This window comes from Rhodococcus sp. IEGM1339, assembly GCF_050321925.1.
Lineage (GTDB): Bacteria > Actinomycetota > Actinomycetes > Mycobacteriales > Mycobacteriaceae > Rhodococcus > Rhodococcus pyridinivorans.
Genome location: NZ_JBNQFT010000023.1, coordinates 41,831 through 64,097, shown reverse-complemented (window position 1 = coordinate 64,097; position 22,267 = coordinate 41,831). Strand labels below are relative to the sequence as shown.

Below are 22,267 nucleotides of genomic sequence, written 5' to 3'. Positions count from 1 at the left end.
AGCGAGCCTAGATGCTCACCCGCCTCCCGACCGGCGACTGCGACAACTATCGGATCAACCGTCGGCGTGCGCGAGCGGCGCGAACTCGCCGGTGAACAGTGTTGCGCATCCGGGGCACAACGTCGGATCGATGGCCCAGCCGTTCATCTGGGCATAGAGCTCTGCCTGCAGCTTGCTCTGTGCGGCAGTGCGGTAGCAGTGATCGCAATGGTCGCAACGGAAGACCCACCGGCCACCGGAGATCGGGTCGCGGTGCGGCGTCATGTCCACCTCGATATCAACAACTCGGTATCCGCGAATCGATGTCGTGGAATGGTCGGATCGTGCCGGTTCCTCTCAGGGAACCGACTTGCCCATGACGCGGGCCCACCATCCGTCCAGCGGGCTCGGATCGGGCCAGCGGATCGTGTCGTCTGCGATGTGATTGGGCCGGGATGCCATGTCCTGCTGTCCCTGTCCGGTATTCGGTGAATCGTGCTGTGCGTTGCGCACTGAGGTCACCCCTTATTGCTATCGGTGCGTCATTGGCGGACGCACTCCTACGCACCTCTGAGGCGTTCTTGAATCTTAGCCCGGTTCTACTGAACCGGCCCGGTCTTTCTGCTGTTTGCACAGGTAGAGGAGGTCTAGGAAGTATGCGGCGGGGGAGGGGGTCTGCTGTCCAGGGTGGAGCGCAGACGGTCGTTGTCCTCCTTGAGGGCCGCGTTGTTCGCCTCGAGTTCGAGGATCCGGGCGATTCCGGCGATATTGATTCCGGAGCCCACCAGTTCGACGATCCGTTGGACGATCTCGAGATCGTTGTCGCTGTAGCGGCGCGTCCCACCCGCTGTGCGTGCGGGGTTCAGCAGCCTCGGCGTTCGTACAGGCGCAAGGTCTGCGGGTCGAGTCCCGACAGTTCGGCGGCCACCGAGATGCCGTAGACCCCGCGCCGGGCGCGTAACGGATCTGGCGTCATCGTTTCCTCCGGAGTCGGTCTTCTCGGGTCGCGCTGCGGTCACCCGCGACTTGACCGAACCTTATCACAGGTCCATAATAAATCTGTGTCTACGGACACAGGTAATCAACAAAGTGTGGCCGTCACGAACGGCCGGACAGTCGGAGGTGACAGACCGATGTTGATGCGCACCGACCCCTTCCGCGATATCGATCGCTTCACGCAGCAGGTGCTCGGCACCATGGCACGGCCCGCGGTGATGCCGCTCGATGCATGGCGAGAAGGCGACCGTTTCGTCGCCGAGTTCGATCTCCCGGGCGTCGACGCCGACTCGATCGACCTCGATGTCGAACGCAACGTGCTCACCGTGCGCGCGGAACGTCCGGAAGTCGACCGGGACAAGGAATTCGTCTCGACCGAGAGGCCGCGAGGCATCTTCACTCGTAGGCTGTTCCTCGGTGACACCCTCGACACCGATCGGATCGAAGCGCAGTACCGCGGTGGTGTTCTACGCGTGACGATTCCGGTCGCAGAGAAGGCGAAGCCCCGCAAGATCTCGGTGATCGACGCGGAGACGAACGGCCAGGCCGCGATCGAGAAGTGAACCGCTACGGCGAACCGGGCCCGGGATGATTCCCGGGCCCGGTTCGGCTGCGTCCACTACGGTTTCAGGCAGATCTTGATGGCGCCGTCCTGCTTCTTCTGGAAGATCTCGTACGCGTGCGGTGCGTCGTCGAGCGGGAGGCGGTGGGTCGCGAAGTCGTCGACCCCCAGCGGATCCTCGTCGGTCAGCAGCGGCAGGATCTCCGGGACCCAGTTCAACACGTTGGCCTGACCCATGTGGAGACGGATCTGCTTGTCGAACAGGGTGAGCATCGGCATCGGATCCGCCGCCCCGCCGTACACACCGCTCAACGAGATCGCGCCACCACGCCGCACGACGTCGATCGCGGTGTACAGCGCGTGGAGACGGTCCACTCCGGCCTTCTCCATGAACGGCTCGGCGATCGCCGACGGCAGGAAGCCGGCGGCACTCTGGGCGAGCTTCGCGACGGGCGAGCCGTGCGCCTCCATACCCACGGCGTCGATCACCGAATCGGTGCCGCGCCCGTTCGTCATGTCACGGATCATGTCGCCGGGATTGTTGTCGACCTCGCGCAGATCGACGACCTCGATGCCGCGGGAGGCCGCGCGGGCCAGTCGCTCGGGGACCATGTCCACGCCGATCACGCGGGCACCCTTGTGCACCGCGATGCGGGCGGCCATCTCTCCGATGGGGCCGAGGCCGAGCACCGTGACACTTCCGCCGTCGGGGATCTCCGCGTACTCGACGGCCTGCCACGCGGTGGGCAGCACGTCGGAAAGGTAGACGAAACGGTCGTCGGCCGGCCCTTCCGGGACCTTGATGTGGGTGGCGTCGGCATGGGGGACGCGCAGATATTCGGCCTGCCCGCCGGGCACGCTGCCGTAGAGCTTCGAGTAGCCGAACAGTGCGGCGCCGGTGCCCTCCTCACGGACCTGCGTGGTCTCGCACTGCGAATGCAGGCCGTGGGAACACATGAAGCACTGGCCGCAACACACCTGGAAGGGGATCACCACCCGGTCGCCGGGCTTCAGTTTCGTGACGCCGGAGCCGACCTCCTCGACGATGCCCATCGGTTCGTGACCGAGAATGTCGCCGGGAGTCATGAAGGCTCCCAACACCTCGTACAGGTGCAGGTCGGAGCCGCAGATGTTGGTGGTGGTGACGCGGATGACGGCGTCACCGGCCTCCTGGATCGTCGGATCGGGCACCGTATCGACGCTCACGTTGCGGCGCCCTTGCCATGTCACTGCCTTCATGTCGCTCCTCGGTTCCTCGGGTGCAGGAATGTCGGGCCGTGCCCGGCACGTGTCCCTCGATGCCTACCCCCGCTCGGCGCGGGCAAACGCTGCCCGCGAGCGGGTCCCTGCCGCGCCGCACATGTTTGCGCGTGCCGGAGGAGAGGTATGTCGCCACAGAATCGAATCACCGCGATACATGTCTGTGGCCGCTCTTGCGGGAGCGCAGCCGCACAGAAGGAGGTCAGGTGACCACTTCGGACCCCGAACACCACGGAAGCCAGGATCCCGAACCTTCGCGCACCCCGGATCTCGAGCCCGGTGGCGGCGTGGCGCCCGGATCGACGCCCCCGGACTCGGGGACGACGTCCGGGCTGTCCGCTCCGGAACCGGACACGAGAAAGCGATTCCCCATCAGCGGGTGGCTCACGCTGCTCGCCGTCGCGATGATCGTGATCATCTTCGTGGTCGCGATCTTCGGCATCCTGTCCTGACGGTTCGGCCCGAGCCGCCCCGCGGAGCTTCTCGTCAGCGTCCGCGACGCGGTAGCCGCACGACCTGCACGAAGAATTCGTCGATCTGCTTCACGGCACCGATGAACTGGTCGAGATCGACCGGCTTGGTGACGTACGCATTGGCGTGCAGCTTGTAGCTGCGGAGAATGTCCTCCTCGGCCGACGAGGTCGTGAGCACCACGATCGGGATGTCGGACAGTTCCGGATCGGACTTGATCTTCGTCAGCACCTGCCGGCCATCGTACTTCGGCAGGTTCAGGTCGAGCAGGATCAGATCCGGGCGCGGCGCACCCCCGTGGTCGCCCCGGCGGTACAGGAAGTCGAGTGCTTCCGCCCCGTCGCGGACGACGTGTAGGGCGTTGCCGATCTTGTTGTCCTCGAATGCTTCACGGGTCATCAGCTCGTCGCCGGGATCGTCCTCGACCAACAGGACGTCCACCGGTCGGGCAGCGGGATAGGTCACGATCGTGCTCCTCATGACGTTGTCCCCTGCTTCTGCTCGACGGGGCGTGATGCGGTTCCGAGGGTGAAGCAGATTCGAGTGCCCTCGGTATGAGTATCGCCGTACTCGGTGTCGATCCAGATTCTTCCCGCGTGATACTCGACGATTTTCTTGCTCAGCGCCAGTCCGATACCGGTGCCCTGGTAATCGTCGCGAGGATGCAGCCGCTGGAAGATGACGAACACCTTCTCGGCGTACTCGCTGTCGATCCCGATGCCGTTGTCGGTGACGCAGAAGTGCCACCGCGGACCGTCCGACTCGTCCTCGGCCTTTTCGCACTCGATCCTGATCACCGGGGTGCGATCGGGATGGCGGAACTTGATGGCGTTGCCGACCAGGTTCTGCCACAGCATCGTCAGCAGAGTGGGGTCGCCGGTGAGCTCGGGGAGGTCGTCGGGGCGTTCGATCTGCGCCTGTGACTCCTCGATGGAGGCGGAGAGGTTGAACAACGCCTTCTCGAGCGGTCGGCCGAGGTCGACCCGGACGTAGGCGTCGTGGACGCGTCCGACCCGGGAGAAGGCGAGCAGATCGCTGATCAGCACCTGCATCCGTTTCGCGCCGTCCACGGCGTATTCGACGTACTGTCGTCCGCGATCGTCGAGGACGTCGCCGTACCGCTTCTCGAGCAGCTGGCAGAAGGACGCGACCTTCCGCAGCGGTTCCTGCAGGTCGTGCGATGCGACGTAGGCGAACTGTTCGAGTTCGGTGTTCGAGCGGCGGAGTTCCTCGGCCTGGGCATCGAGATCCTCGGTCTGTTTCGCGAGCAGGGTCTGCTGCTTCCGGGAGTCCGCCAACGCGTCCGCGATACGACCGCGCATCGTCTCGACGTCGAGGGCGAGTGCCCGGATGTCCTTCGGTCCCTGGGGGTATATGTGCTGGTAGAAGTTCTCCTCCAGCGCGACCCGGCGACTGGCGTTGCGGAGTTTGCTGAGCGGCACGGCGACGAGATTGTGGACGAGGGCCACCATCGCGAGGCCGGTGAGGATGAACGTGATCACCATGGCGATCAGGACCGAGTTGCGGATCGTCCGGGACTGCACGAGATCGTCGAGGTTCTCTTCGAGCACACGGGAGAGCGCGCTGTTCTCCTGGACGAACATCGACCGGATCTCACCGAAGGTCAGCCGGTCCTCCTCTGCCAGGTTCGCATCGACGGGGCGCGGCTGCCCGGGCACGACTGTGGCGATGATCGGCTCTGCATATTGCGTCTGCCACTGCCGGGCGGTGGCGTCGATGGAGTCGATGTCGGCGAGGAGCTCGGGATGGTCGGCGAGGAGTTCACGGAGGCGATCGAGGGCGACCTGCTGATCGGCTCGGCCGGCGCGATACGGCCCGAGGAAGATCGGGTCGGTCGTGAGCGCATACCCGCGGACCGCGGTCTGCTGATCGAGCAATGAGATCTGCAGCCGGTAGGACTCCGTCATCGCGGGCTGGATCCGCCCGGTCACCTCGTCGGTGATCTGCACGGTGCGCTGGATGAAGATTCCGCCCACGATCGAGCCGAGGACGGCGAAGACCGCGAGGACCGCGAACGCGACCTGGAACCAGCTCTGCACGACCAGCCGCGACGAGAACCGCTCGATGCGCGGTTCGGGAACCGAAGGATCCCTCATCGCCGCACCGTCGCTCCGACCTCGGCGGAACGCACGATACCGATCACATCCACCCCAGCTTCCCGGCCCGTGCCCGATTCGCGCCTACGGGCGACGAATCCCGACGGCGGTGCGGTCCCGAACCTGTCGGTCTGCGAACACACGTATGGACGGGCTGTCTGTTGAACCCGAATGCGAACTGTAGCCGACCGGTGGAGCCGTTCCGATCCGGCCACGGGCCGAACCGGCTGCACCGAGTGCCGGAACGCGACTAGGGTCGGTCGCATGACACGACGAGTGAGTGTGTGGGGTGGCGCGTTCTGGCTCAGTCGGAAGGTTCGCGAGCAGGCGCTCGATGCAGCCCGCGAACTGGAGGAGCTCGGGTACTCCCGGTTGTGGACGTCCGGCGGATTCAAGGACGGCTTCCCCTCCGTCTACGGTGAACTGCTCGCGGCGACGACGACGCTCGAGCTGGCGAGCGGCATCATCAGCATCTGGCACGCCGACCCGGAGACCACGGCGGCTGCGGTCGCCGATCTGGAGTCGCGGTATCCCGGTCGTTTCCTGCTGGGCGTCGGAACGAGTCACGCTCCCGTCGTCGACGCGCGGGAGAACACCAGCTACACCAAGCCCTACAGCCGGATGGTCGAGTACCTCGACGGCCTCGATGCGGCATCGACGCCGGTGCCCACCGATCGCAGGGTTCTCGCGGCGCTCGGCCCGCGCATGCTGAAGCTGTCCGCCGAGCGCGCGGCAGGAGCCCACCCGTACTTCGTGCCGTCCGAACACACGGCGATCGCGCGCGAGACCCTCGGCTCGGAGCCGTTGCTCGCCCCCGAGGTGGCCGTCGTCCTCGAAACCGACGAGACCGTTGCGCGCGGCATCGCCCGCGAGTACATGCGCGGCTATCTCGCGCTGCCGAACTACTCGAACAACCTGCGTCGCCTCGGGTACACCGACGAGGACCTCGCCGACGGTGGCAGCGACGGCCTGATGGACGCGCTCATCCCGTGGGGTGATCTCGACAGCGTCGTCGCCGGCATCGAGAAGCACTACGCCGCCGGTGCCGACGAGGTCGCCATCCAGGTGCTCACCGCGGATCCGTTCACCTTCCCGAGCGAGGAATACAGGCAGATCGCGTCCGCGCTGCTGAGCTGAGGCCACCGAACCCCGAGGTCACCGAACCCCGAGGTCACCGAACCCCGAGGTCACCGAACCCCGAGGTCACCGAACCCCGAGGTCACCGGATCGGTGTGGCCGCTCAGATCGGCCGCACCGTGAGGATCTGGGACATCGTGCCGATCGGGCCGGTCGCATCGTGCAGCACCGTGCTCGTCAGGCCGATGCCGTCGGTGCCGAACGAGACCGACGTATCGAAGCCGACCCATTCACCGCGGGGTTCGGCGAACAGGTGCGCGGTCAGGTCGACGTTGGGGAAGGCGACCGTTCTCGGATCGGCACGCACCGCCATGCCGTTGGCGATGTCGAACAGGCCGGCCGTGGCGGCGAGATCGCTGACCTTCTCGCCCTCCACGAGCGGGAGACCGGTGCGCACCCAGAACGAGGCCCGTCCGGGTGCGGTCGAGACGCGGCGCACCTCCACCGAGTCGATGAATCCTCCCGGCCACAGCGTCGTCGGGTCCCAGGGTTCGCAGTCCTCGGGCGTCGGAATCGGCTGCAGCGTGGTGCCGGCGATCTCCGCGGTGGGGCGGGTCTGCATCAGCCACGCGCGGGCACGCACGATCGCGCGCCCGTCGTAGGCGAGGGTCGCTTCCACGAGTTCGATGGTGCGTCCGGGCCGCAGGACCTCGACCGTCGTGACGACGGGACCGACGGGCACGGTGCCGAGGATGTCGTACGACAGGCGTCCGATCGTGAGGTCGTCGTCGCGCCGCGCGTCGCGGTCGCATTCGACGACGTGGGCGATCAGCCCGAGAGCGGGAGCGATGTGCTGCTCCGCCTCGTTCCACGCCCCACCGACATGTTCGGTGGCGCGGAAGGAGGTCGGGCCGAGTCGTTCGAAGTAGCTCATGCGGTCTCCGTTCGTGACGGCTCCGCCGCGAGAGCCGAGGGGGTCGCGGCGAGAGCTGCCAGTGCCATGCGTCGCAGCACCGCGCGGGTGCCTTCGGGGGAACGCGGGTCGGCGCTGTGCGGTGTCGAGTTGATGAGTCCGAAGGTCGCGTGCGCCATCGTGCGCGCATCGGATTCGGGCAGTGCGGGGTCGATGCGGCGCAGGGCTTCGACCCAGATCTCGACGTAGCGACGCTGGGTCACCCTCACCTCCCGCTGCCCCTCGTCGGGGAGGGACGTGAACTCGCGGTCCTGCACGCGGATGAGATCGGGCTCGCCCAGCGCGAAGTCGAGATGGAAGTCGACCAGGCCCTCGAGGGCGTCGCGCGGGTCGGGCGTCGTCTCGGCGACCTGCGTGCCACCTGCGAGGAGGCGGCGGCTGATCTCGACGAGGATCTCGACGAGCAGGGCGTCCTTGTTGGGGAAGTGTCGGTACACGGCGGGACCGCTGATCCCCACGGCCGCACCGAGATCCTCGAGGCGGACCCCGGGGAATCCGCGTTCGGCGATCAGGTGCGCCGCGGCACGCAGGAGGTCCCGTCGGCGTTCCGCCTTGGCGAGGCTACGCCGCGTCGGGCGTCCCGATGCGGTCGAGACGTCGATCGCGGACTCGGTCATGAAAATCTCCGCTCGGTGTGGTCTGGACAACTCGGTTAATCATAACTAACCTAGATTTCAGTTAATGGCGATTAGTCGATCTACCGAGGATGGTGTCCGTGACAACCGCTGAGACGGCCTCGACAACCAGCCGCGACCAGCACGAACAGCTGGTCGGAGAGCTCCGAGACAAGCTCGCTGCCGCAGCCCTGGGTGGCAGCGAGAAAGCCCGGGAGCGGCATGTCGCCCGCGGCAAGCTGCTTCCCCGCGACCGCGTGGACGAACTGCTCGACACGGGCAGCCCGTTCCTCGAACTGTCGCCCCTCGCCGCCGACGGCATGTACGACGACGAGTGCCCCGGCGCCGGCATGATCGCCGGCATCGGCCGCGTCGCCGGCCGCGAGTGCGTGATCGTCGCGAACGACGCCACCGTCAAGGGGGGCACCTACTATCCGATCACGGTCAAGAAGCACCTGCGGGCGCAGGAAGTCGCGCTGCAGAACAACCTGCCGTGCCTGTACCTCGTCGACTCCGGTGGCGCCTTCCTGCCGCGGCAGGACGAGGTCTTCCCCGACCGCGAGCACTTCGGCCGCATCTTCTACAACCAGGCCACCATGAGCGCCAAGGGGATTCCGCAGATCGCCGCGGTCATGGGCTCGTGCACCGCCGGCGGCGCCTACGTCCCCGCGATGAGCGACGAGGCCGTCATCGTCCGCAACCAGGGCACCATCTTCCTCGGTGGCCCGCCGCTGGTGAAGGCCGCGACCGGCGAGGTCGTCACCGCCGAAGAGCTCGGCGGCGGCGACCTGCACTCGAAGGTCTCCGGCGTCACCGACCACCTGGCCGAGGACGACCGCGACGCGCTGCGCATCGTGCGAGACATCGTCTCCACCTTCGGTCCGCGCAACCCGCGTCCGTGGGACGTCGAACCCACCGTCGAACCCGAGGCCGACCCCACCGAGCTGTACGACGTGGTGCCCACCGACTCGCGCATCCCCTACGACGTGCACGAGGTCATCGACCGTGTGGTCGACGGCGCCGGCGGTGACGGCCATGGATCCAGCAGCTTCCACGAGTTCAAGGCCGAATACGGCAAGACTCTCGTCACCGGCTTCGCACGCATCCACGGCCACCCGGTCGGCATCATCGCGAACAACGGCGTTCTCTTCGGCGAATCCGCCGTCAAGGGAGCGCATTTCATCGAACTGTGCGACAAGCGCTCGATCCCGCTGGTGTTCCTGCAGAACATCTCCGGCTTCATGGTCGGCCGCGACTACGAGGCCGGCGGCATCGCCAAGCACGGCGCGAAGATGGTCACCGCGGTCGCGTGCGCGCGGGTGCCGAAGCTGACCGTCGTCATCGGCGGCTCGTACGGCGCCGGCAACTACTCGATGTGCGGTCGCGCGTATTCGCCTCGCTTCCTGTGGATGTGGCCCAACGCCCGCATCTCCGTCATGGGCGGCGAGCAGGCCGCCTCGGTGCTGGCCACGGTGCGCTCCGACCAGCTCGACGCCTCGGGCAATCCCTGGACGGCCGAGCAGGAGGAGGAGTTCAAGGCTCCGATCCGCGCCCAGTACGAGGAACAGGGCAATCCCTACTACTCGACCGCGCGCCTGTGGGACGACGGCATCATCGATCCCGCAGACACCAGAAAAGTTCTCGGACTGGCACTGTCGGTGTGCGCCAACGCCCCGCTCGAGCCGGTCTCCTACGGCGTCTTCCGGATGTGAGTGCACCCATGACTGATACGACTCGGATCGACACGGTGTTGGTCGCCAACCGCGGTGAGATCGCGGTGCGCGTCATCCGCACCCTGAAGGCGATGGGCATCCGCTCGGTCGCCGTGTTCAGCGAGGCCGACCGCGACGCCCGGCACGTGCAGGAGGCCGACACCGCGGTGCTGCTCGGACCCGCCGCGGCGCGCGAGAGCTACCTGGTGATCGACAAGGTCATCGACGCGGCGCTCGCCACCGGTGCACAGGGCATCCATCCCGGCTACGGATTCCTTTCGGAGAACTCGGCTTTCGCCGCCGCGTGCGCCACTGCCGGTATCGCCTTCCTCGGCCCGTCCGCCCACGCCATCGAGACCATGGGCGACAAGATCACCGCCAAGGCCGCGGTGTCGGAGTTCGGCGTTCCCGTCGTGCCCGGCATCTCCCGGCCCGGACTGAGCGACGACGAACTGATCGCGGGCGCCGAGGAAGTCGGCTATCCCGTGCTCGTCAAGCCGTCCGCCGGCGGTGGCGGCAAGGGCATGCGCCTCGTCGAGGACCCGAAGGATCTGCCCGCCGCGCTCGAATCCGGCCGTCGCGAAGCGGCGTCGGCGTTCGGCGACGACACCCTCTTCCTCGAGCGGTTCGTGCAGCGCCCCCGGCACATCGAGGTCCAGGTCCTCGCCGACGCGCACGGCAACGTCGTGCACCTCGGGGAGCGCGAGTGCAGCCTGCAGCGACGGCACCAGAAGGTCATCGAGGAAGCGCCCTCGCCGCTGCTCGACGAGGCCACCCGCGCCCGCATCGGTGAGGCCGCGTGCAACACCGCGCGCAGCGTCGACTACACCGGCGCCGGCACCGTCGAGTTCATCGTCTCCGCCGACAAGCCCGACGAGTTCTTCTTCATGGAGATGAACACCCGGCTGCAGGTCGAGCATCCGGTCACCGAGATGGTCACCGGCCTCGACCTCGTCGAGTGGCAGGTGCGCATCGCCGCGGGTGAGCCGCTCGGCTTCACCCAGGACGACATCACCCTCACCGGCCACGCGATCGAGGCCCGCGTCTACGCCGAGGATCCGGCCCGCGGCTTCCTCCCGACCGGCGGCGAGATCGCCGATGTCGTGGAACCTTCCGGCCCCGGCGTGCGCGTCGACTCCGGCATCCGCGCCGGCACCGTGGTCGGCAGCGACTACGACCCGATGCTCGCCAAGGTCATCGCCCACGCCGACGACCGCACCGGTGCGCTGCGTCGCCTCGATCGGGCGCTCGCACAGACCGCCGTGCTCGGCGTCGTCACCAACGTCGACTTCGTGCGGTTCCTGCTCGCCGACGACGACGTCGTGGCCGGTGCGCTCGACACCGGACTCCTCGACCGCCGGGTCGGCGACTACACCGCCCCCACGACCGCCGATTCCACGCTCGTCGCCGCGGCGATCCTGCGGTGGCTCGACCGCTGGGCGGGCGACACCACCGATCCGTGGGCGGTGCCCGACGGATGGCGCGTCGGTGCCCACCGGCCCGTCACGTCGCGGCTCACCTCCGGCGACCGCACCGCACATGTGCGCCTGACCGGAACTCCGGCGGCCGGTGTCGCCGAGGTCGAGGACGGCGAGACCTACCGGTTCAGCGCCGTGCTGCACGGCTCCGCTCTGGCGGTCGTGCTCGACGGCCGGCGTCACAGCTACCGCGTCGGCGAATCCGACGGTGCGGTCTGGCTTTCCGACGGTCACGGCAGCGTCGCCGTCCGCGAGGTGCGCGAGGCGTCGGTGCGCGGCGACGACGCCCACGCCGGCGACGCCGACATCACGAGCCCGATGCCCGGCGCCGTCATCGCGGTGTCCGTCGCCCCCGGCGACACCGTCACGGCCGGGCAGACGCTCGTCGTCGTCGAGGCCATGAAGATGGAACATTCGCTCACCGCCCCCATCGACGGCACCGTCGAACTGTTCGCGGCAGCCGGTGAGCAGGTCAAGGTCGATCAACTTCTCGTGCGAATCACCCCGCACGCCGACACGGAAGAGACAAAGTGATGACGGAATACCTGGCCACGGGCCAACTTCCCGACGAGTACGAGCAGCTTCGCAAGACGGTCGCCGACTTCGCCCGCACGGTGGTCGCGCCGGTCGCCGCCAAGCACGACGCCGAGCACTCGTTCCCCTACGAGGTCGTGCAGGGCATGGCCGAGATGGGCCTGTTCGGCCTGCCGTTCCCCGAGGAGTACGGCGGCATGGGCGGCGACTACTTCGCGCTGTGCCTCGCGCTCGAGGAACTCGGCAAGGTCGACCAGTCCGTCGCCATCACCCTCGAGGCCGGTGTCTCGCTCGGCGCGATGCCGATCTACCGCTTCGGCAACGAGAAGCAGAAGCAGGAGTGGCTGCCGCAGCTCGCGAGCGGCCGCAACCTCGCGGCCTTCGGGCTCACCGAACCGGGTGCGGGCAGCGACGCCGGAGGCACCAAGACCACCGCCAAGCTCGAGAACGGCGAGTGGATCATCAACGGCAACAAGCAGTTCATCACCAACTCCGGCACCGACATCACCTCGCTCGTGACCGTCACCGCCGTCACCGATGTGCGGGAGAACGGCAAGAAGGAGATCTCCACGATCCTCGTGCCGACCTCCACGCCGGGCTTCACCGCCGAACCCGCCTACAACAAGGTCGGCTGGAACGCCTCCGACACGCATCCGCTCACCTTCGCCGACGTGCGGGTGCCCGAGGAGAACCTCCTCGGCGAGCGGGGCCGCGGCTACGCCAACTTCCTGCGCATCCTCGACGAGGGCCGCATCGCCATCGCCGCGCTGTCGACCGGCGCCGCGCAGGGCTGCGTCGACGAATCGGTGAAGTACGCCAAGGAGCGCGAGGCGTTCGGCAGCCCGATCGGCAACAACCAGGCCATCGCCTTCAAGATCGCCCGCATGGAGGCACGTGCGCACGCCGCCCGCACCGCTTACTACGACGCCGCCGCCGCGATGCTCGCCGGTAAGCCGTTCAAGAAGCAGGCCGCGGTCGCCAAGCTCGTCGCGTCCGAGGCCGCGATGGACAACGCGCGCGACGCGACGCAGATCCACGGTGGCTACGGCTTCATGAACGAGTACGCCGTGGCGCGCCACTACCGCGACAGCAAGATCCTCGAGATCGGTGAGGGCACCACCGAGGTGCAGCTCATGCTCATCGGACGGGAGCTGGGACTGTGAGCGAGACCGACACCACCGTGGAGAAGCGGATCGTCCAGCGTGGCCTGTGGTTCGAGGAGTTCGAACTCGGCGCGATCTACGAGCACCGCCCCGGCCGGACGATCACCGAGGCCGACAACACGCTGTTCACGACGCAGACGATGAACACGCAGGCGCTACACCTCGACGCCGCATACGCTGCCGAGACGAGTTTCGGTGAGCGTCTGGTCAATTCGATGTTCACGCTCTCGACGCTCGTGGGACTGTCGGTCGCCCAGCTCACGCAGGGCACGATCGTCGCGAATCTCGGGTTCTCCGAGATCTCCTTCCCCAAGCCGTTGTTCCACGGCGACACGCTCTACGCCGAGACGAAGATCGTCGACAAGCGCGAGTCGAAGAGCCGGCCGGGGGAGGGCATCGTCACCCTCGAACACACCGGTCGCAACCAGCACGGCGATGTCGTCGCCGTCGCCGTGCGCAAGACCCTGGTCCAGAAGAGGCCCACGACATGACCTGGGAACTCCCCGGCCCCGCATGGCTTTTCTGTCCCGCCGATCGTCCGGAGCGCTACGCCAAGGCCGCCGAACGTTCCGACGTGGTGATCATCGACCTCGAGGATGCCGTCGCGCCGGCCGACAAGCCGGCGGCCCGTGAGGCGCTGATCGCCACTCCGCTCGACCCCGAACGCACCGTGGTGCGGGTCAACCCGGTGGGCACGGCCGACCACGAGGCCGATCTCGAGGCACTGCGCCGCACGTCGTACACGCGGGTCATGCTGCCCAAGTGCGAGAGCGGCGACGAGGTGCGCTCGCTCGCACCGCTCGAGGTGGTCGCGCTCATCGAGTCGCCCCTCGGGGTGCTCGCGGTGGAGGACATCGCCGTCGCCGAGAACACCCTCGGAATGATGTGGGGTGCCGAGGATCTCGTCGCCGGACTCGGTGGCAACGCGAGCCGTCACGCCGACGGGACGTACCGCGCGGTCGCGCAACACGCCCGGTCGGTGACCCTGCTCGCCGCGAAGGGGCACGCCCGCTGGGCGCTCGACTCGGTGTACCTGAACATCAAGGACACCGACGGCCTGTACGAGGAGGCGCTCGACGCCGTGGCGGTCGGATTCGACATCAAGGTGTCGATCCATCCGAGCCAGGTCGACGTCGTCCGCCGGGCGTACGCGCCCACCCCCGAGGAGGAGGCGTGGGCGCGGCGCGTTCTCGAGGCCGCCGAATCGGAACGCGGCGTCTTCGATTTCGAAGGGAAGATGGTCGACGCCCCGGTGCTGCGCCACGCCGAACGCGTGCTGCAGCGCGCGTCGGCCGCCGCCTCGGCATGACCGCGTGTCACCGGGGACGGTGACGCAACAACTGAGTGAGACGGTGGGCGCTGTCGAGCAGCGCCTCACCGAGTTCGGGCACACGATCGGGCCGGAACCGGCTCTCCACGCCGGTCAGACTCAACGCCCAGGTCGGGGCGCCGCGGTGATCGAACACCGCGGCGCCCATTCCCCAACTGCCCTCGACGATCAGCGCCGGATTGACGGCGTAGCCGGTCAGCCGTGTCGTCTCGATCCGTTTCTCCAGTGCGGGTCGCGCGTGGTCCGGTCCCCAATCCTGCGTGAGATCCACCCGCGACAGATACGCCTCGATCTCCTGATCGGGCATGTGCGCGAGGATCGCCAGCCCCGCCGACGCCACCCCGAGCGGGAACCGGATCCCGATGTGGAGCACGTGCGAACGCAGCGGGAAGCTGCCCTCCTCCATCGCCAGACAGACCGTCTCGTCGCCCCGCCGCGCGGAGAGGAAGGCGCTCTCGCCGGTCGCGCGCGCCAGATCGCGCAGCACGTCGCCCGCGAGATCGGTGATGTCGTAGCGCACGGAGGCGAGCGATCCCAGCAGGTAGAGCTCGGGTCCGAGGGCCCAGCGTCCCGACGCCGGATCCCGGTCGACGAGCCCCTCGTCGGCGAGCGAGCTGAGCAGCCGGTGCACCGTGGGCCGGGCGAGATCGGTGGTGCGGGCGACCTCCGAGGTCGTCACCCCTTCCGGTTCGTGCGACGAGACGGTGCGCAGCAGGGCGGCGATCCGCGCGACCAGTTGACCCCGTGCATCGGACGACATGCCTCGATTATACGGCCACTCAGTGAACGCATATAGCGTCTCTGTTCGATGAACGATCACTTTCAGAGAGATTCCGGCAGGTACTTGTGTTCGCCACCTGCAGACTCTTTAGTAGAAACCAAGCATGCGACTGCGTTCATCCAGTGGACGTGATTCGTCCAGCGGAGCCCGGCGGCTCCCCCGGAAACCCGAGAGGTGAGAGTTGGCAACGAAAGTGTTCGAGACGGCGGCGGAGGCCGTCGCCGACATCCGTGACGGTGCGACGCTCGCGGTGGGCGGATTCGGACTGTGCGGTATCCCCGACATCCTGATCCGGGCCATCGCCGACGCCGGGGCCACCGACCTCGAGGTGTTCTCCAACAACTGCGGTGTCGACGGCCACGGTCTCGGAATCCTGCTGGGCAGCAAGCGCATCCGCCGGGTCACCGCGTCGTATGTCGGGGAGAACAAGGAATTCGCCCGGCAGTACCTCTCGGGTGAGCTCGAGGTCGAGCTGACCCCGCAGGGCACCCTCGCCGAGAAGCTCCGCGCCGGTGGCGCAGGCATCCCCGCCTTCTTCACCCCCGCCGGCGTCGGCACGCCCATCTCGCAGGGCGGACTGCCGTGGAAGTACCACGCCGACGGTTCGGTCGCCGTGGCGTCGCCGGCGAAGGAGATCCGCGAGTTCCGCGGCAAGCGGTACGTGCTCGAGGAGTCCATCACCGCCGACTTCTCGCTCGTGCACGCCCTCAAGGGCGACACCGAGGGCAACCTGGTGTTCAACAAGGCCGCGATGAACTTCAACCCGCTCGCCGCGATGGCCGGCCGCGTGTGCATCGCCCAGGTCGAGGAACTCGTCGAGCCGGGCGAGATCGATCCGGGCGAGGTGCACCTGCCGGGAATCTTCGTGAACCGGGTCGTGCACACCGGTGTCCAGGACAAGCAGATCGAAAAGCGCACCGTCAGCGCCGCGAAGGGAGCGTAGAACATGACCACAGCTGTCGAGACACTAGGTTGGACGCGCACACAGATGGCCGCGCGCGCCGCGCAGGAACTCGCGCCGGGGGAGTACGTCAACCTCGGTATCGGCCTGCCGACCCTGATCCCCAACTACCTGCCCGAGGGTGTGCACGTCACCTTGCACAGTGAGAACGGCATCCTCGGCACCGGGCCGTACCCCACCGAGGACTCGGTCGATCCCGACCTGATCAACGCCGGCAAGGAGACCGTGACGGTCAACCCCGGCGCTGCCTTCTTCGACTCGGCGCTGAGCTTCGGCATGATCCGCGGCGGCCACATCGACACCGCCGTGCTCGGCGGCATGGAGGTCTCGGCCACCGGCGATCTGGCCAACTGGATGGTGCCCGGAAAGATGGTCAAGGGCATGGGCGGGGCGATGGACCTCGTCCACGGCGCCCGCACGGTCATCGTGCTCATGGAGCACACGGACAAGCAGGGCAACCCGAAGATCGTCTCGGAGTGCTCGCTGCCGCTCACCGGTGAGGGCGTGGTCCAGCGCATCATCACCAACCTCGCGGTGATCGACGTGACCGCCGACGGCCTCGTCCTGACCGAGTGTGCCCCCGGCGTCACCGAGGATCAGGTGCGCGCCGCGACCGGAGCACCGCTCACCCTTCCCTGACGACCGGCCGGTTCCGCCTGCGGAACCACCGGAAGATCCACCCCCTGCGCACGGCCCCGGCCTCGGACTCCGTTTCGAGCCGGGGTCGCGTCGAGTTCAGAGCCGTGCGGGCCTCCTCACGACGACGCGCCCGCTCGACGGTCCACACCTCCACCATCTCCTCGGCGTCGACCTTGTGGATCGGCACGGGCAGTCCGCTCGGGAACCGCAGGCAGTCGGCGATCCGCCGGTTGAGATCGGAGACGATCTCGCGCACCACCTTCTCGCTGGGAGCCGACCCGACCGTGCCGGGCAGCCGCTCGATCTCGCGCCGCAACTGCAATTCGGGCGGCAGCAGAGCCTCCGTTGAAAGACCTTCGCGCGCCAGATAACTCTTCACCCACCACAGCTCGTCGTCGCCGTGGTCGGGGATGGGTTTGCCGTAACCGGGCAGATCGTCGAAATCGCCCCGGTCCTGCGCCACGCGGATCTGCCGTTCGATCCACGTCTCGAACGTCAGATCCCACCGCTTGCGCTCGGTCACACATCCAGGATGCCAGGGGCGGGCACCGGGTCCGGGCGGCTGTGGGTCCCGACCGCCACACGGTGCTGGTGTCCTAACCTGAGCCACGTGGAAGGACAGCGCGAGTCGCCGGTGCATGCCCGCCCGCCGGGCGACGGGGTGGACACCAACACGGTGCTCGGCAAGGTCGTCACCGTGCTGTGGGCGTTCACCGCCGACGACCACGTCCTCACCCTCGCCGAACTGGGTCGACGCACCGGTCTGCCGAAGGGGACGCTGCACCGCGTCGTCGGCGACCTCGTCGCCGTCCGGTTGCTCGACAAGGACCCGGCCGGTTACCGCCTGAGCGGGCAGCTCTTCGAACTGGGCCTGCGCGCCTCCCTCGAGCGGGGCCTGGTCGAGGTCGCCATCCCGTTCATGGAGGACCTCTACGAGCGCACCCACGAGACCGTGCACCTCGGCGTCCCCGAGGGTGTCGAGGTCGTCTATGTCTCGAAGATCGGCGGACATCGCCCCGCGTCCACGCCGTCCCGGATCGGTGGGCGAATGCCCATGTACTGCACCGGGATCGGCAAGGCTCTTCTCGCGTTCTCCCCACCGGAGCTGCTGGCCGAGGTGGTCGAGGCCGGATTGGCGCGCAAGACTCCCCGCACCATCACGACCCCCGGGCGGCTCGGGGCGAATCTCGCGACCGTGCTCGAGCGCGGGGTGGCCTTCGAGTTCGAGGAGTCCGCGGTCGGCCTGGCCTGTGTCGCCGCCCCGATCCTCGACGCGGACGAGCGTCCCATCGCGGCGGTGAGCGTCACCGGTCCCGTCACCCGGTTCCGTCCGGAGAAGCACGAGGGAGCGGTGAAGGCCGCCGCCGCGGGTATCGCCGCCACCCACGCCCGCCGCGAGGCCATTCGCAACCTCTGAGCGCGCACGTTCCACTCACCGGAACGACCCCCTGTACGGGGGCGGACCTCGCCGCCACGATGGTCGTAATCCATCGAACGACGAGGACGTGATGACTACCAGCTCCAACACCACATCAGCGGCGGATCGCACCCGCATCGCCGGTGCGGCGGCCGACCGTCTCATCGAGGCCACACGCAGCTCCACACCGTGCGGTCCGGTCCGCGACCTGCTCGGGGAGACCGACATCGACCTGGCGTACGCGGTGCAGCAGCAGCTCACCGACCGCCGGCTCGCCGAAGGTGCCCGCATCGTCGGACGCAAGATCGGCCTGACCTCCCCGGCGGTGCAGCAGCAGCTCGGTGTCGACCGCCCCGACTTCGGTGTCCTCTTCGAGGACATGGACGTCACCGCTCTCGACGAGGTGCCCAGTGAGCGCCTGCTGCAGCCGAAGGCCGAGGCCGAGATCGCCTTCGTCCTCTCCGCCGACCTCGACTCGGACGATCTCGATCTCGCGACCGTCCGCGCCGCCGTCGGCCACGCGGTTGCCGCTCTCGAGATCGTCGACAGCCGCGTCGCCGGCTGGGACATCAAGATCACGGATACGGTCGCGGACAACGCATCCAGCGGCCTGTACGTGCTCGGTTCGCAGACGCTCACCCTCGACGAGTTCGAGCCGATCGACGCCATCATGCGGATGTACGTCGACGACGAGCTCGTCTCCGAGGGCAACGGCGCAGCCTGCCTCGGCGATCCGCTGAACGCCCTGCTGTGGCTCGCGCGCACGGCACGCGAGTTCGGGCAGCCCCTGCGCGCAGGGCAGGTCGTGCTGTCGGGGGCACTCGGCCCGATGGTTCCGGCGCCGCCCGGCGTCACGGTCCGCGCCGAGATCTCCTCGCTCGGCACCGTCACCGCGCGTTTCTCTTCCGAAAGCTCCACCGCACAGGAGAACTCATGACCACCAAGGTTGCCGTCATCGGGTCGGGCAACATCGGCACCGACCTGCTCATCAAGATCAAGCGACTGGCCGACGCCGAACTCGAAACCGTCGCCCTCGTCGGCATCGACCCCGAATCCGACGGCCTCGCACGGGCGAAGCGCCTCGGCATCGACGCCATCTCGACCGGTGTCGAAGGACTCGTCGAGCACCCGCGCTTCGACGAGATCGAGATCGTCTTCGACGCAACCTCGGCGAAGGCCCACGAGTACAACGAGAAGGTCCTGCGCCCGCACGGGAAGATGCTCATCGACCTGACGCCGGCCGCGATCGGCCCGTACACGGTGCCGCCGGTGAACCTCACCGAGCACCTCGACGCCCCGAACGTCAACATGGTCACCTGCGGTGGTCAGGCCACCATCCCGATCGTCGCGGCCATCTCGCAGGTCACCAAGGTGCACTGGGCCGAGATCGTCGCCTCGATCTCCTCGAAGTCGGCCGGCCCCGGTACCCGCGCCAACATCGACGAGTTCACCGAGACCACCTCGCAGGCCATCGAGAAGATCGGTGGCGCCACGCGTGGCAAGGCGATCATCATCCTCAATCCGGCCGAGCCGCCGATGATCATGCGCGACACCGTGCTTGCTCTCGTCGGTGAGGACCGCAAGGACGAGATCGTCGCGTCCGTCGAGGCGATGGTCGCGAAGGTCCAGGAATACGTGCCCGGTTACACCCTCAAGCAGGAGGTGCAGTTCACCGAGGTCACCGAGCCCGTGGAGACGCTCACCGACCACACCGGCCCTCTGTGGAAGGTCGCGGTGTTCCTCGAGGTCAAGGGTGCAGCGCACTACCTGCCCGAGTACGCGGGCAATCTCGACATCATGACCTCCGCGGCGCTGCAGGTCGCACGCGCCGTGGCGGCACGCACGAAGGATCAGGTGACGGCATGACCGCGGCAACGACGACGACTCGCGAATTCGCAAGCGACGGAACGGCTCTGTACATCCAGGACGTGACCCTGCGCGACGGCATGCACGCCATCCGCCACCGCATCACGCCACAGGACGTCGCGAAGATCGCCGGTGCGCTCGACCGTGCTGGTGTGGATGCCATCGAGGTCTCCCACGGCGACGGTCTCGCCGGTCACTCGCTGACCTACGGTCCCGGCAGCAACACCGACTGGGAGTGGCTCGAAGCCGCTGCCGGAGTGATCAATTCGGCCACGCTCACCACGCTGCTCCTGCCCGGTATCGGAACCGTCCACGAGCTGAAGCGTGCCTACGAGATCGGCGTGCGGTCGGTGCGCATCGCGACGCACTGCACCGAGGCCGACGTCTCCGCGCAGCACATCGCCGCGGCGAAGGAACTGGGCATGGACGTGTCCGGCTTCCTGATGATGTCGCACATGGCCCCGTCCGAGGAGCTCGCCCGCCAGGCGAAGCTCATGGAGTCCTACGGCGCCGACTGTGTCTACGTCACCGACTCCGGCGGACGCCTCACGATGGACGGTGTTCGCGAGCGTGTGCGTGCCTACCGTGAGGTCCTGAACGAGACCACGCAGATCGGCATCCACGCGCACCAGAACCTGTCGCTGTCGGTCGCCAACTCCGTGTGTGCCGTCGAGGAAGGCGTCATCCGCGTCGACGCGTCGCTGGCCGGACACGGTGCCGGTGCCGGCAACTGCCCGATCGAGCCCTTCGTCGCCGTCGCCGACCTGCTCGGCTGGAAGCACTCGTGCGATCTGTTCGGGCTGCAGGACGCCGCCGACGATCTCGTGCGCCCGCTGCAGGACCGTCCGGTGCAGGTCGACCGCGAGACCCTCACCCTCGGCTACGCCGGCGTGTACTCGAGCTTCCTGCGTCACGCCGAGACCGCCGCGAGCATCTACGGTCTCGACACCCGCGACATCCTCGTCGAGATCGGCCGTCGCGGCCTCGTCGGTGGGCAGGAGGACATGATCACCGACGTCGCACTCGACCTGCGCAACCGCGCGGGGAACTGACCAGCGCCCGCGTGCATGTCTAGTCGGTCAGATCCCGGTAGTCCGGGTGCTTCTCGATGAACTTGTCGACGTACGAGCAGATCGCGACGATGCGCTTGCCGCGTTCGCGGACGTCGTCGAGGGCGAAACCGACGAGCTTGCCTCCGAGTCCCTGACCGGAGTAACCCTTGTCGATCTCGGTGTGGTCGAAGACGAGGCGGCCGTCGTCGTCGGGGTGGTACTGGGTGTATCCGACGACGGCGTCGTCGTCCCGGACTTCGTACCTCTGTTTCTCGGCGTTGTGCACCACGGTCACGGACGAATCGCTCATGGTCTTCCTCTCACCGTCGACAAGCTGGTGTGTCCCACAGCCAAGCTGGTGTGTCCACAGCATAGAGAACGGGCCGCGGCGCAATGCCGCGGCCCGTTCTGCTGTGCCGGGTTATTCCGGCGGAGAGATGTGCTGGGCGAGGTACAGCGGTTCGCCGAGCTGCTCGATCAGATCGAGCTGGGTTTCGAGATAGTCGATGTGTTCTTCCTCGTCGGCGAGGATCTCCTCGAAGATGTTGGCCGAGGTGATGTCGCTGACCGAGCGCATGTACTCGGCTCCCTTCCGGAGCCGGTCGCGGGCCTCGATCTCCACCTGCAGGTCGGCCTCGAGCATCTCCTTGACGGTCTGACCCAGACGCAACGCCCCGAGGCGCTGGTAGTTGGGGAGTCCGTCGAGATAGAGGATCCGATCGGTGAGTCTCTCGGCGTGACGCATCTCGTCGAACGACTCGTCGCGAGTGTGCTTCGCGAGTTTCGCCCATCCGCGGTTGTCCTGCATCTTCGAATGCAGGAAGTACTGATTGATCGCGGTGAGCTCGGCGGTGAGTTGTTCGTTGAGCAACTCGATGACCTTCTTGTCGCCCTTCATGGCACCTCCCGGGGTGAACCATCAGGTTTACCGCCGGGTAGGGGCTGGCTACACGGCGGTCTCGAGTTCGATGGTCTCATTCCGCCGGCGGGCCTGCTGGATGATCGCGGAGATGTTCCGGACGCAGCTGCCACAATCGGTGCCGGCGCGGCACTTGGCGCTCACCTCGCGGGTACAGCGTGCTCCCGCAGCCACCTCTGCCTCGATGTGGTGGTGGGTAAGAGCGTGGCAACTGCAGACGATCATCAGAGCCACCTTTCTGCGACTGAGGGAACACTCACTTAGGTTGCCCAAACCTTACATCGGCTTAGGCTAGCCTAGCTTGTGATCGTCGTCACAAGAAGAGGGGGTCGGATCCGTGTTATGCCCAGGTCCATCCCAGGGTGT

General features: G+C 67.4%; 26 protein-coding genes and 1 pseudogene. 14 read left to right on the top strand and 13 right to left on the bottom strand.

What is annotated here, in order from left to right; translation table 11 throughout:
* Positions 1-54: 54 nt before the first annotated feature.
* The 3 genes and pseudogenes from ACQR3U_RS18865 to ACQR3U_RS18855 form a co-directional block, all read right to left on the bottom strand.
* Positions 55-264 (bottom strand): hypothetical protein, encoded by a 210-nt coding sequence (locus tag ACQR3U_RS18865; RefSeq protein ID WP_039584483.1) that lies wholly within the window; start codon positions 262-264, stop codon positions 55-57.
* A 72-nt stretch (positions 265-336) separates the two neighbouring features.
* A complete protein-coding gene (locus ACQR3U_RS18860; protein ID WP_153811622.1) occupies positions 337-501 on the bottom strand; it encodes a hypothetical protein in 165 nt (54 codons plus the stop codon).
* 125 nt (positions 502-626) lie between these two features.
* Positions 627-955 (bottom strand): annotated as a pseudogene (locus ACQR3U_RS18855) (MerR family transcriptional regulator).
* A gap of 157 nt (positions 956-1,112) precedes the next feature.
* Between ACQR3U_RS18855 and ACQR3U_RS18850 the strand changes: the two are divergent.
* Positions 1,113-1,538, top strand: a complete 426-nt coding sequence (locus ACQR3U_RS18850; protein WP_019290579.1) for an Hsp20/alpha crystallin family protein — start codon at positions 1,113-1,115, stop codon at positions 1,536-1,538.
* Positions 1,539-1,594: 56 nt separating this feature from the next.
* On the opposite strand, the gene ACQR3U_RS18845 is transcribed toward ACQR3U_RS18850, so the two are convergent.
* A complete protein-coding gene (locus ACQR3U_RS18845) occupies positions 1,595-2,776 on the bottom strand; it encodes a zinc-dependent alcohol dehydrogenase (RefSeq protein WP_019290580.1) in 1,182 nt (393 codons plus the stop codon).
* Positions 2,777-3,003: 227 nt separating this feature from the next.
* Here ACQR3U_RS18845 and ACQR3U_RS18840 point away from each other — a divergent pair, with 227 nt between their 5' ends.
* Positions 3,004-3,249: a DUF6480 family protein gene (locus tag ACQR3U_RS18840; RefSeq protein WP_230811123.1), complete on the top strand. Its 246-nt coding sequence runs from the start codon at positions 3,004-3,006 to the stop codon at positions 3,247-3,249.
* Positions 3,250-3,283: 34 nt separating this feature from the next.
* Here the strand turns inward: ACQR3U_RS18840 and ACQR3U_RS18835 are convergent, their stop codons facing one another.
* Positions 3,284-3,748 carry a response regulator gene (locus tag ACQR3U_RS18835; RefSeq protein WP_230811124.1) on the bottom strand — a complete coding sequence of 155 codons (465 nt, stop codon included), beginning with the start codon at positions 3,746-3,748 and terminating at the stop codon, positions 3,284-3,286.
* Complete coding sequence (locus ACQR3U_RS18830; protein ID WP_019290582.1) at positions 3,745-5,385, bottom strand: sensor histidine kinase; 1,641 nt, start codon at positions 5,383-5,385, stop codon at positions 3,745-3,747. The genes ACQR3U_RS18835 and ACQR3U_RS18830 overlap by 4 nt, the downstream gene beginning before the upstream one ends.
* A 264-nt stretch (positions 5,386-5,649) precedes the next feature.
* On the opposite strand from ACQR3U_RS18830, the gene ACQR3U_RS18825 reads away from it, so the two are divergent.
* A complete protein-coding gene (locus tag ACQR3U_RS18825) occupies positions 5,650-6,522 on the top strand; it encodes an LLM class F420-dependent oxidoreductase (protein WP_050993536.1) in 873 nt (290 codons plus the stop codon).
* A 103-nt stretch (positions 6,523-6,625) separates the two neighbouring features.
* On the opposite strand, the gene ACQR3U_RS18820 is transcribed toward ACQR3U_RS18825, so the two are convergent.
* Both ACQR3U_RS18820 and ACQR3U_RS18815 read right to left on the bottom strand, forming a co-directional pair.
* Complete coding sequence (locus tag ACQR3U_RS18820) at positions 6,626-7,396, bottom strand: thioesterase family protein (RefSeq protein ID WP_019290584.1); 771 nt, start codon at positions 7,394-7,396, stop codon at positions 6,626-6,628.
* Complete coding sequence (locus ACQR3U_RS18815; protein ID WP_019290585.1) at positions 7,393-8,052, bottom strand: SACE_7040 family transcriptional regulator; 660 nt, start codon at positions 8,050-8,052, stop codon at positions 7,393-7,395. The genes ACQR3U_RS18820 and ACQR3U_RS18815 overlap by 4 nt, the downstream gene beginning before the upstream one ends.
* A gap of 89 nt (positions 8,053-8,141) precedes the next feature.
* On the opposite strand from ACQR3U_RS18815, the gene ACQR3U_RS18810 reads away from it, so the two are divergent.
* From ACQR3U_RS18810 to ACQR3U_RS18790, 5 genes are read left to right on the top strand one after another with little or no spacing between them, the layout of a single operon-like run.
* Entirely contained in the window at positions 8,142-9,761 is a 1,620-nt protein-coding gene (locus ACQR3U_RS18810) for a carboxyl transferase domain-containing protein (protein WP_019290586.1), read from the top strand.
* A gap of 8 nt (positions 9,762-9,769) precedes the next feature.
* Positions 9,770-11,773 carry an acetyl-CoA carboxylase biotin carboxylase subunit gene (locus ACQR3U_RS18805; protein WP_230811125.1) on the top strand — a complete coding sequence of 668 codons (2,004 nt, stop codon included), beginning with the start codon at positions 9,770-9,772 and terminating at the stop codon, positions 11,771-11,773.
* A complete protein-coding gene (locus ACQR3U_RS18800) occupies positions 11,773-12,936 on the top strand; it encodes an acyl-CoA dehydrogenase family protein (RefSeq protein ID WP_024102433.1) in 1,164 nt (387 codons plus the stop codon). Before ACQR3U_RS18805 ends, ACQR3U_RS18800 begins: the two co-directional genes overlap by 1 nt.
* Complete coding sequence (locus tag ACQR3U_RS18795; RefSeq protein WP_019290589.1) at positions 12,933-13,427, top strand: MaoC family dehydratase; 495 nt, start codon at positions 12,933-12,935, stop codon at positions 13,425-13,427. The genes ACQR3U_RS18800 and ACQR3U_RS18795 overlap by 4 nt, the downstream gene beginning before the upstream one ends.
* Positions 13,424-14,245 carry an HpcH/HpaI aldolase/citrate lyase family protein gene (locus tag ACQR3U_RS18790; RefSeq protein ID WP_064060045.1) on the top strand — a complete coding sequence of 274 codons (822 nt, stop codon included), beginning with the start codon at positions 13,424-13,426 and terminating at the stop codon, positions 14,243-14,245. Before ACQR3U_RS18795 ends, ACQR3U_RS18790 begins: the two co-directional genes overlap by 4 nt.
* 7 nt (positions 14,246-14,252) lie before the next feature.
* Here the strand turns inward: ACQR3U_RS18790 and ACQR3U_RS18785 are convergent, their stop codons facing one another.
* Entirely contained in the window at positions 14,253-15,026 is a 774-nt protein-coding gene (locus tag ACQR3U_RS18785; protein ID WP_094979712.1) for an IclR family transcriptional regulator, read from the bottom strand.
* 202 nt (positions 15,027-15,228) lie between these two features.
* On the opposite strand from ACQR3U_RS18785, the gene ACQR3U_RS18780 reads away from it, so the two are divergent.
* Complete coding sequence (locus ACQR3U_RS18780; protein WP_071935901.1) at positions 15,229-15,990, top strand: CoA transferase subunit A; 762 nt, start codon at positions 15,229-15,231, stop codon at positions 15,988-15,990.
* 3 nt (positions 15,991-15,993) lie between these two features.
* On the top strand, positions 15,994-16,647 hold the full coding sequence (locus ACQR3U_RS18775) for a CoA transferase subunit B (protein ID WP_037217389.1): 654 nt from the start codon (positions 15,994-15,996) through the stop codon (positions 16,645-16,647).
* Here the strand turns inward: ACQR3U_RS18775 and ACQR3U_RS18770 are convergent.
* On the bottom strand, positions 16,634-17,170 hold the full coding sequence (locus ACQR3U_RS18770) for a DUF1992 domain-containing protein (protein WP_024102428.1): 537 nt from the start codon (positions 17,168-17,170) through the stop codon (positions 16,634-16,636). The genes ACQR3U_RS18775 and ACQR3U_RS18770 overlap by 14 nt on opposite strands.
* A 138-nt stretch (positions 17,171-17,308) precedes the next feature.
* Here ACQR3U_RS18770 and ACQR3U_RS18765 point away from each other — a divergent pair, with 138 nt between their 5' ends.
* From ACQR3U_RS18765 to dmpG, 4 genes are all read left to right on the top strand, one after another.
* Positions 17,309-18,064, top strand: coding sequence for an IclR family transcriptional regulator (locus ACQR3U_RS18765; protein WP_033097576.1), 756 nt, complete (start codon positions 17,309-17,311; stop codon positions 18,062-18,064).
* Positions 18,065-18,155: 91 nt separating this feature from the next.
* Positions 18,156-19,001, top strand: a complete 846-nt coding sequence (locus ACQR3U_RS18760; protein WP_230811126.1) for a 2-keto-4-pentenoate hydratase — start codon at positions 18,156-18,158, stop codon at positions 18,999-19,001.
* On the top strand, positions 18,998-19,930 hold the full coding sequence (locus tag ACQR3U_RS18755) for an acetaldehyde dehydrogenase (acetylating) (RefSeq protein ID WP_230811127.1): 933 nt from the start codon (positions 18,998-19,000) through the stop codon (positions 19,928-19,930). The genes ACQR3U_RS18760 and ACQR3U_RS18755 overlap by 4 nt, the downstream gene beginning before the upstream one ends.
* The gene (dmpG, locus tag ACQR3U_RS18750; protein WP_064060042.1) at positions 19,927-20,982 is read left to right on the top strand and encodes a 4-hydroxy-2-oxovalerate aldolase; all 1,056 of its coding nucleotides are present in this window, start codon (positions 19,927-19,929) and stop codon (positions 20,980-20,982) included. The genes ACQR3U_RS18755 and dmpG overlap by 4 nt, the downstream gene beginning before the upstream one ends.
* Positions 20,983-21,001: 19 nt before the next feature.
* Here dmpG and ACQR3U_RS18745 read toward each other — a convergent pair whose 3' ends face one another.
* From ACQR3U_RS18745 to ACQR3U_RS18735, 3 genes are all read right to left on the bottom strand, one after another.
* On the bottom strand, positions 21,002-21,292 hold the full coding sequence (locus ACQR3U_RS18745; protein WP_024102424.1) for a GNAT family N-acetyltransferase: 291 nt from the start codon (positions 21,290-21,292) through the stop codon (positions 21,002-21,004).
* A gap of 111 nt (positions 21,293-21,403) precedes the next feature.
* A complete protein-coding gene (gene bfr / locus ACQR3U_RS18740; RefSeq protein WP_016693088.1) occupies positions 21,404-21,880 on the bottom strand; it encodes a bacterioferritin in 477 nt (158 codons plus the stop codon).
* Positions 21,881-21,928: 48 nt separating this feature from the next.
* Positions 21,929-22,126, bottom strand: coding sequence for a (2Fe-2S)-binding protein (locus ACQR3U_RS18735; RefSeq protein ID WP_230811128.1), 198 nt, complete (start codon positions 22,124-22,126; stop codon positions 21,929-21,931).
* Positions 22,127-22,267: the final 141 nt, after the last annotated feature.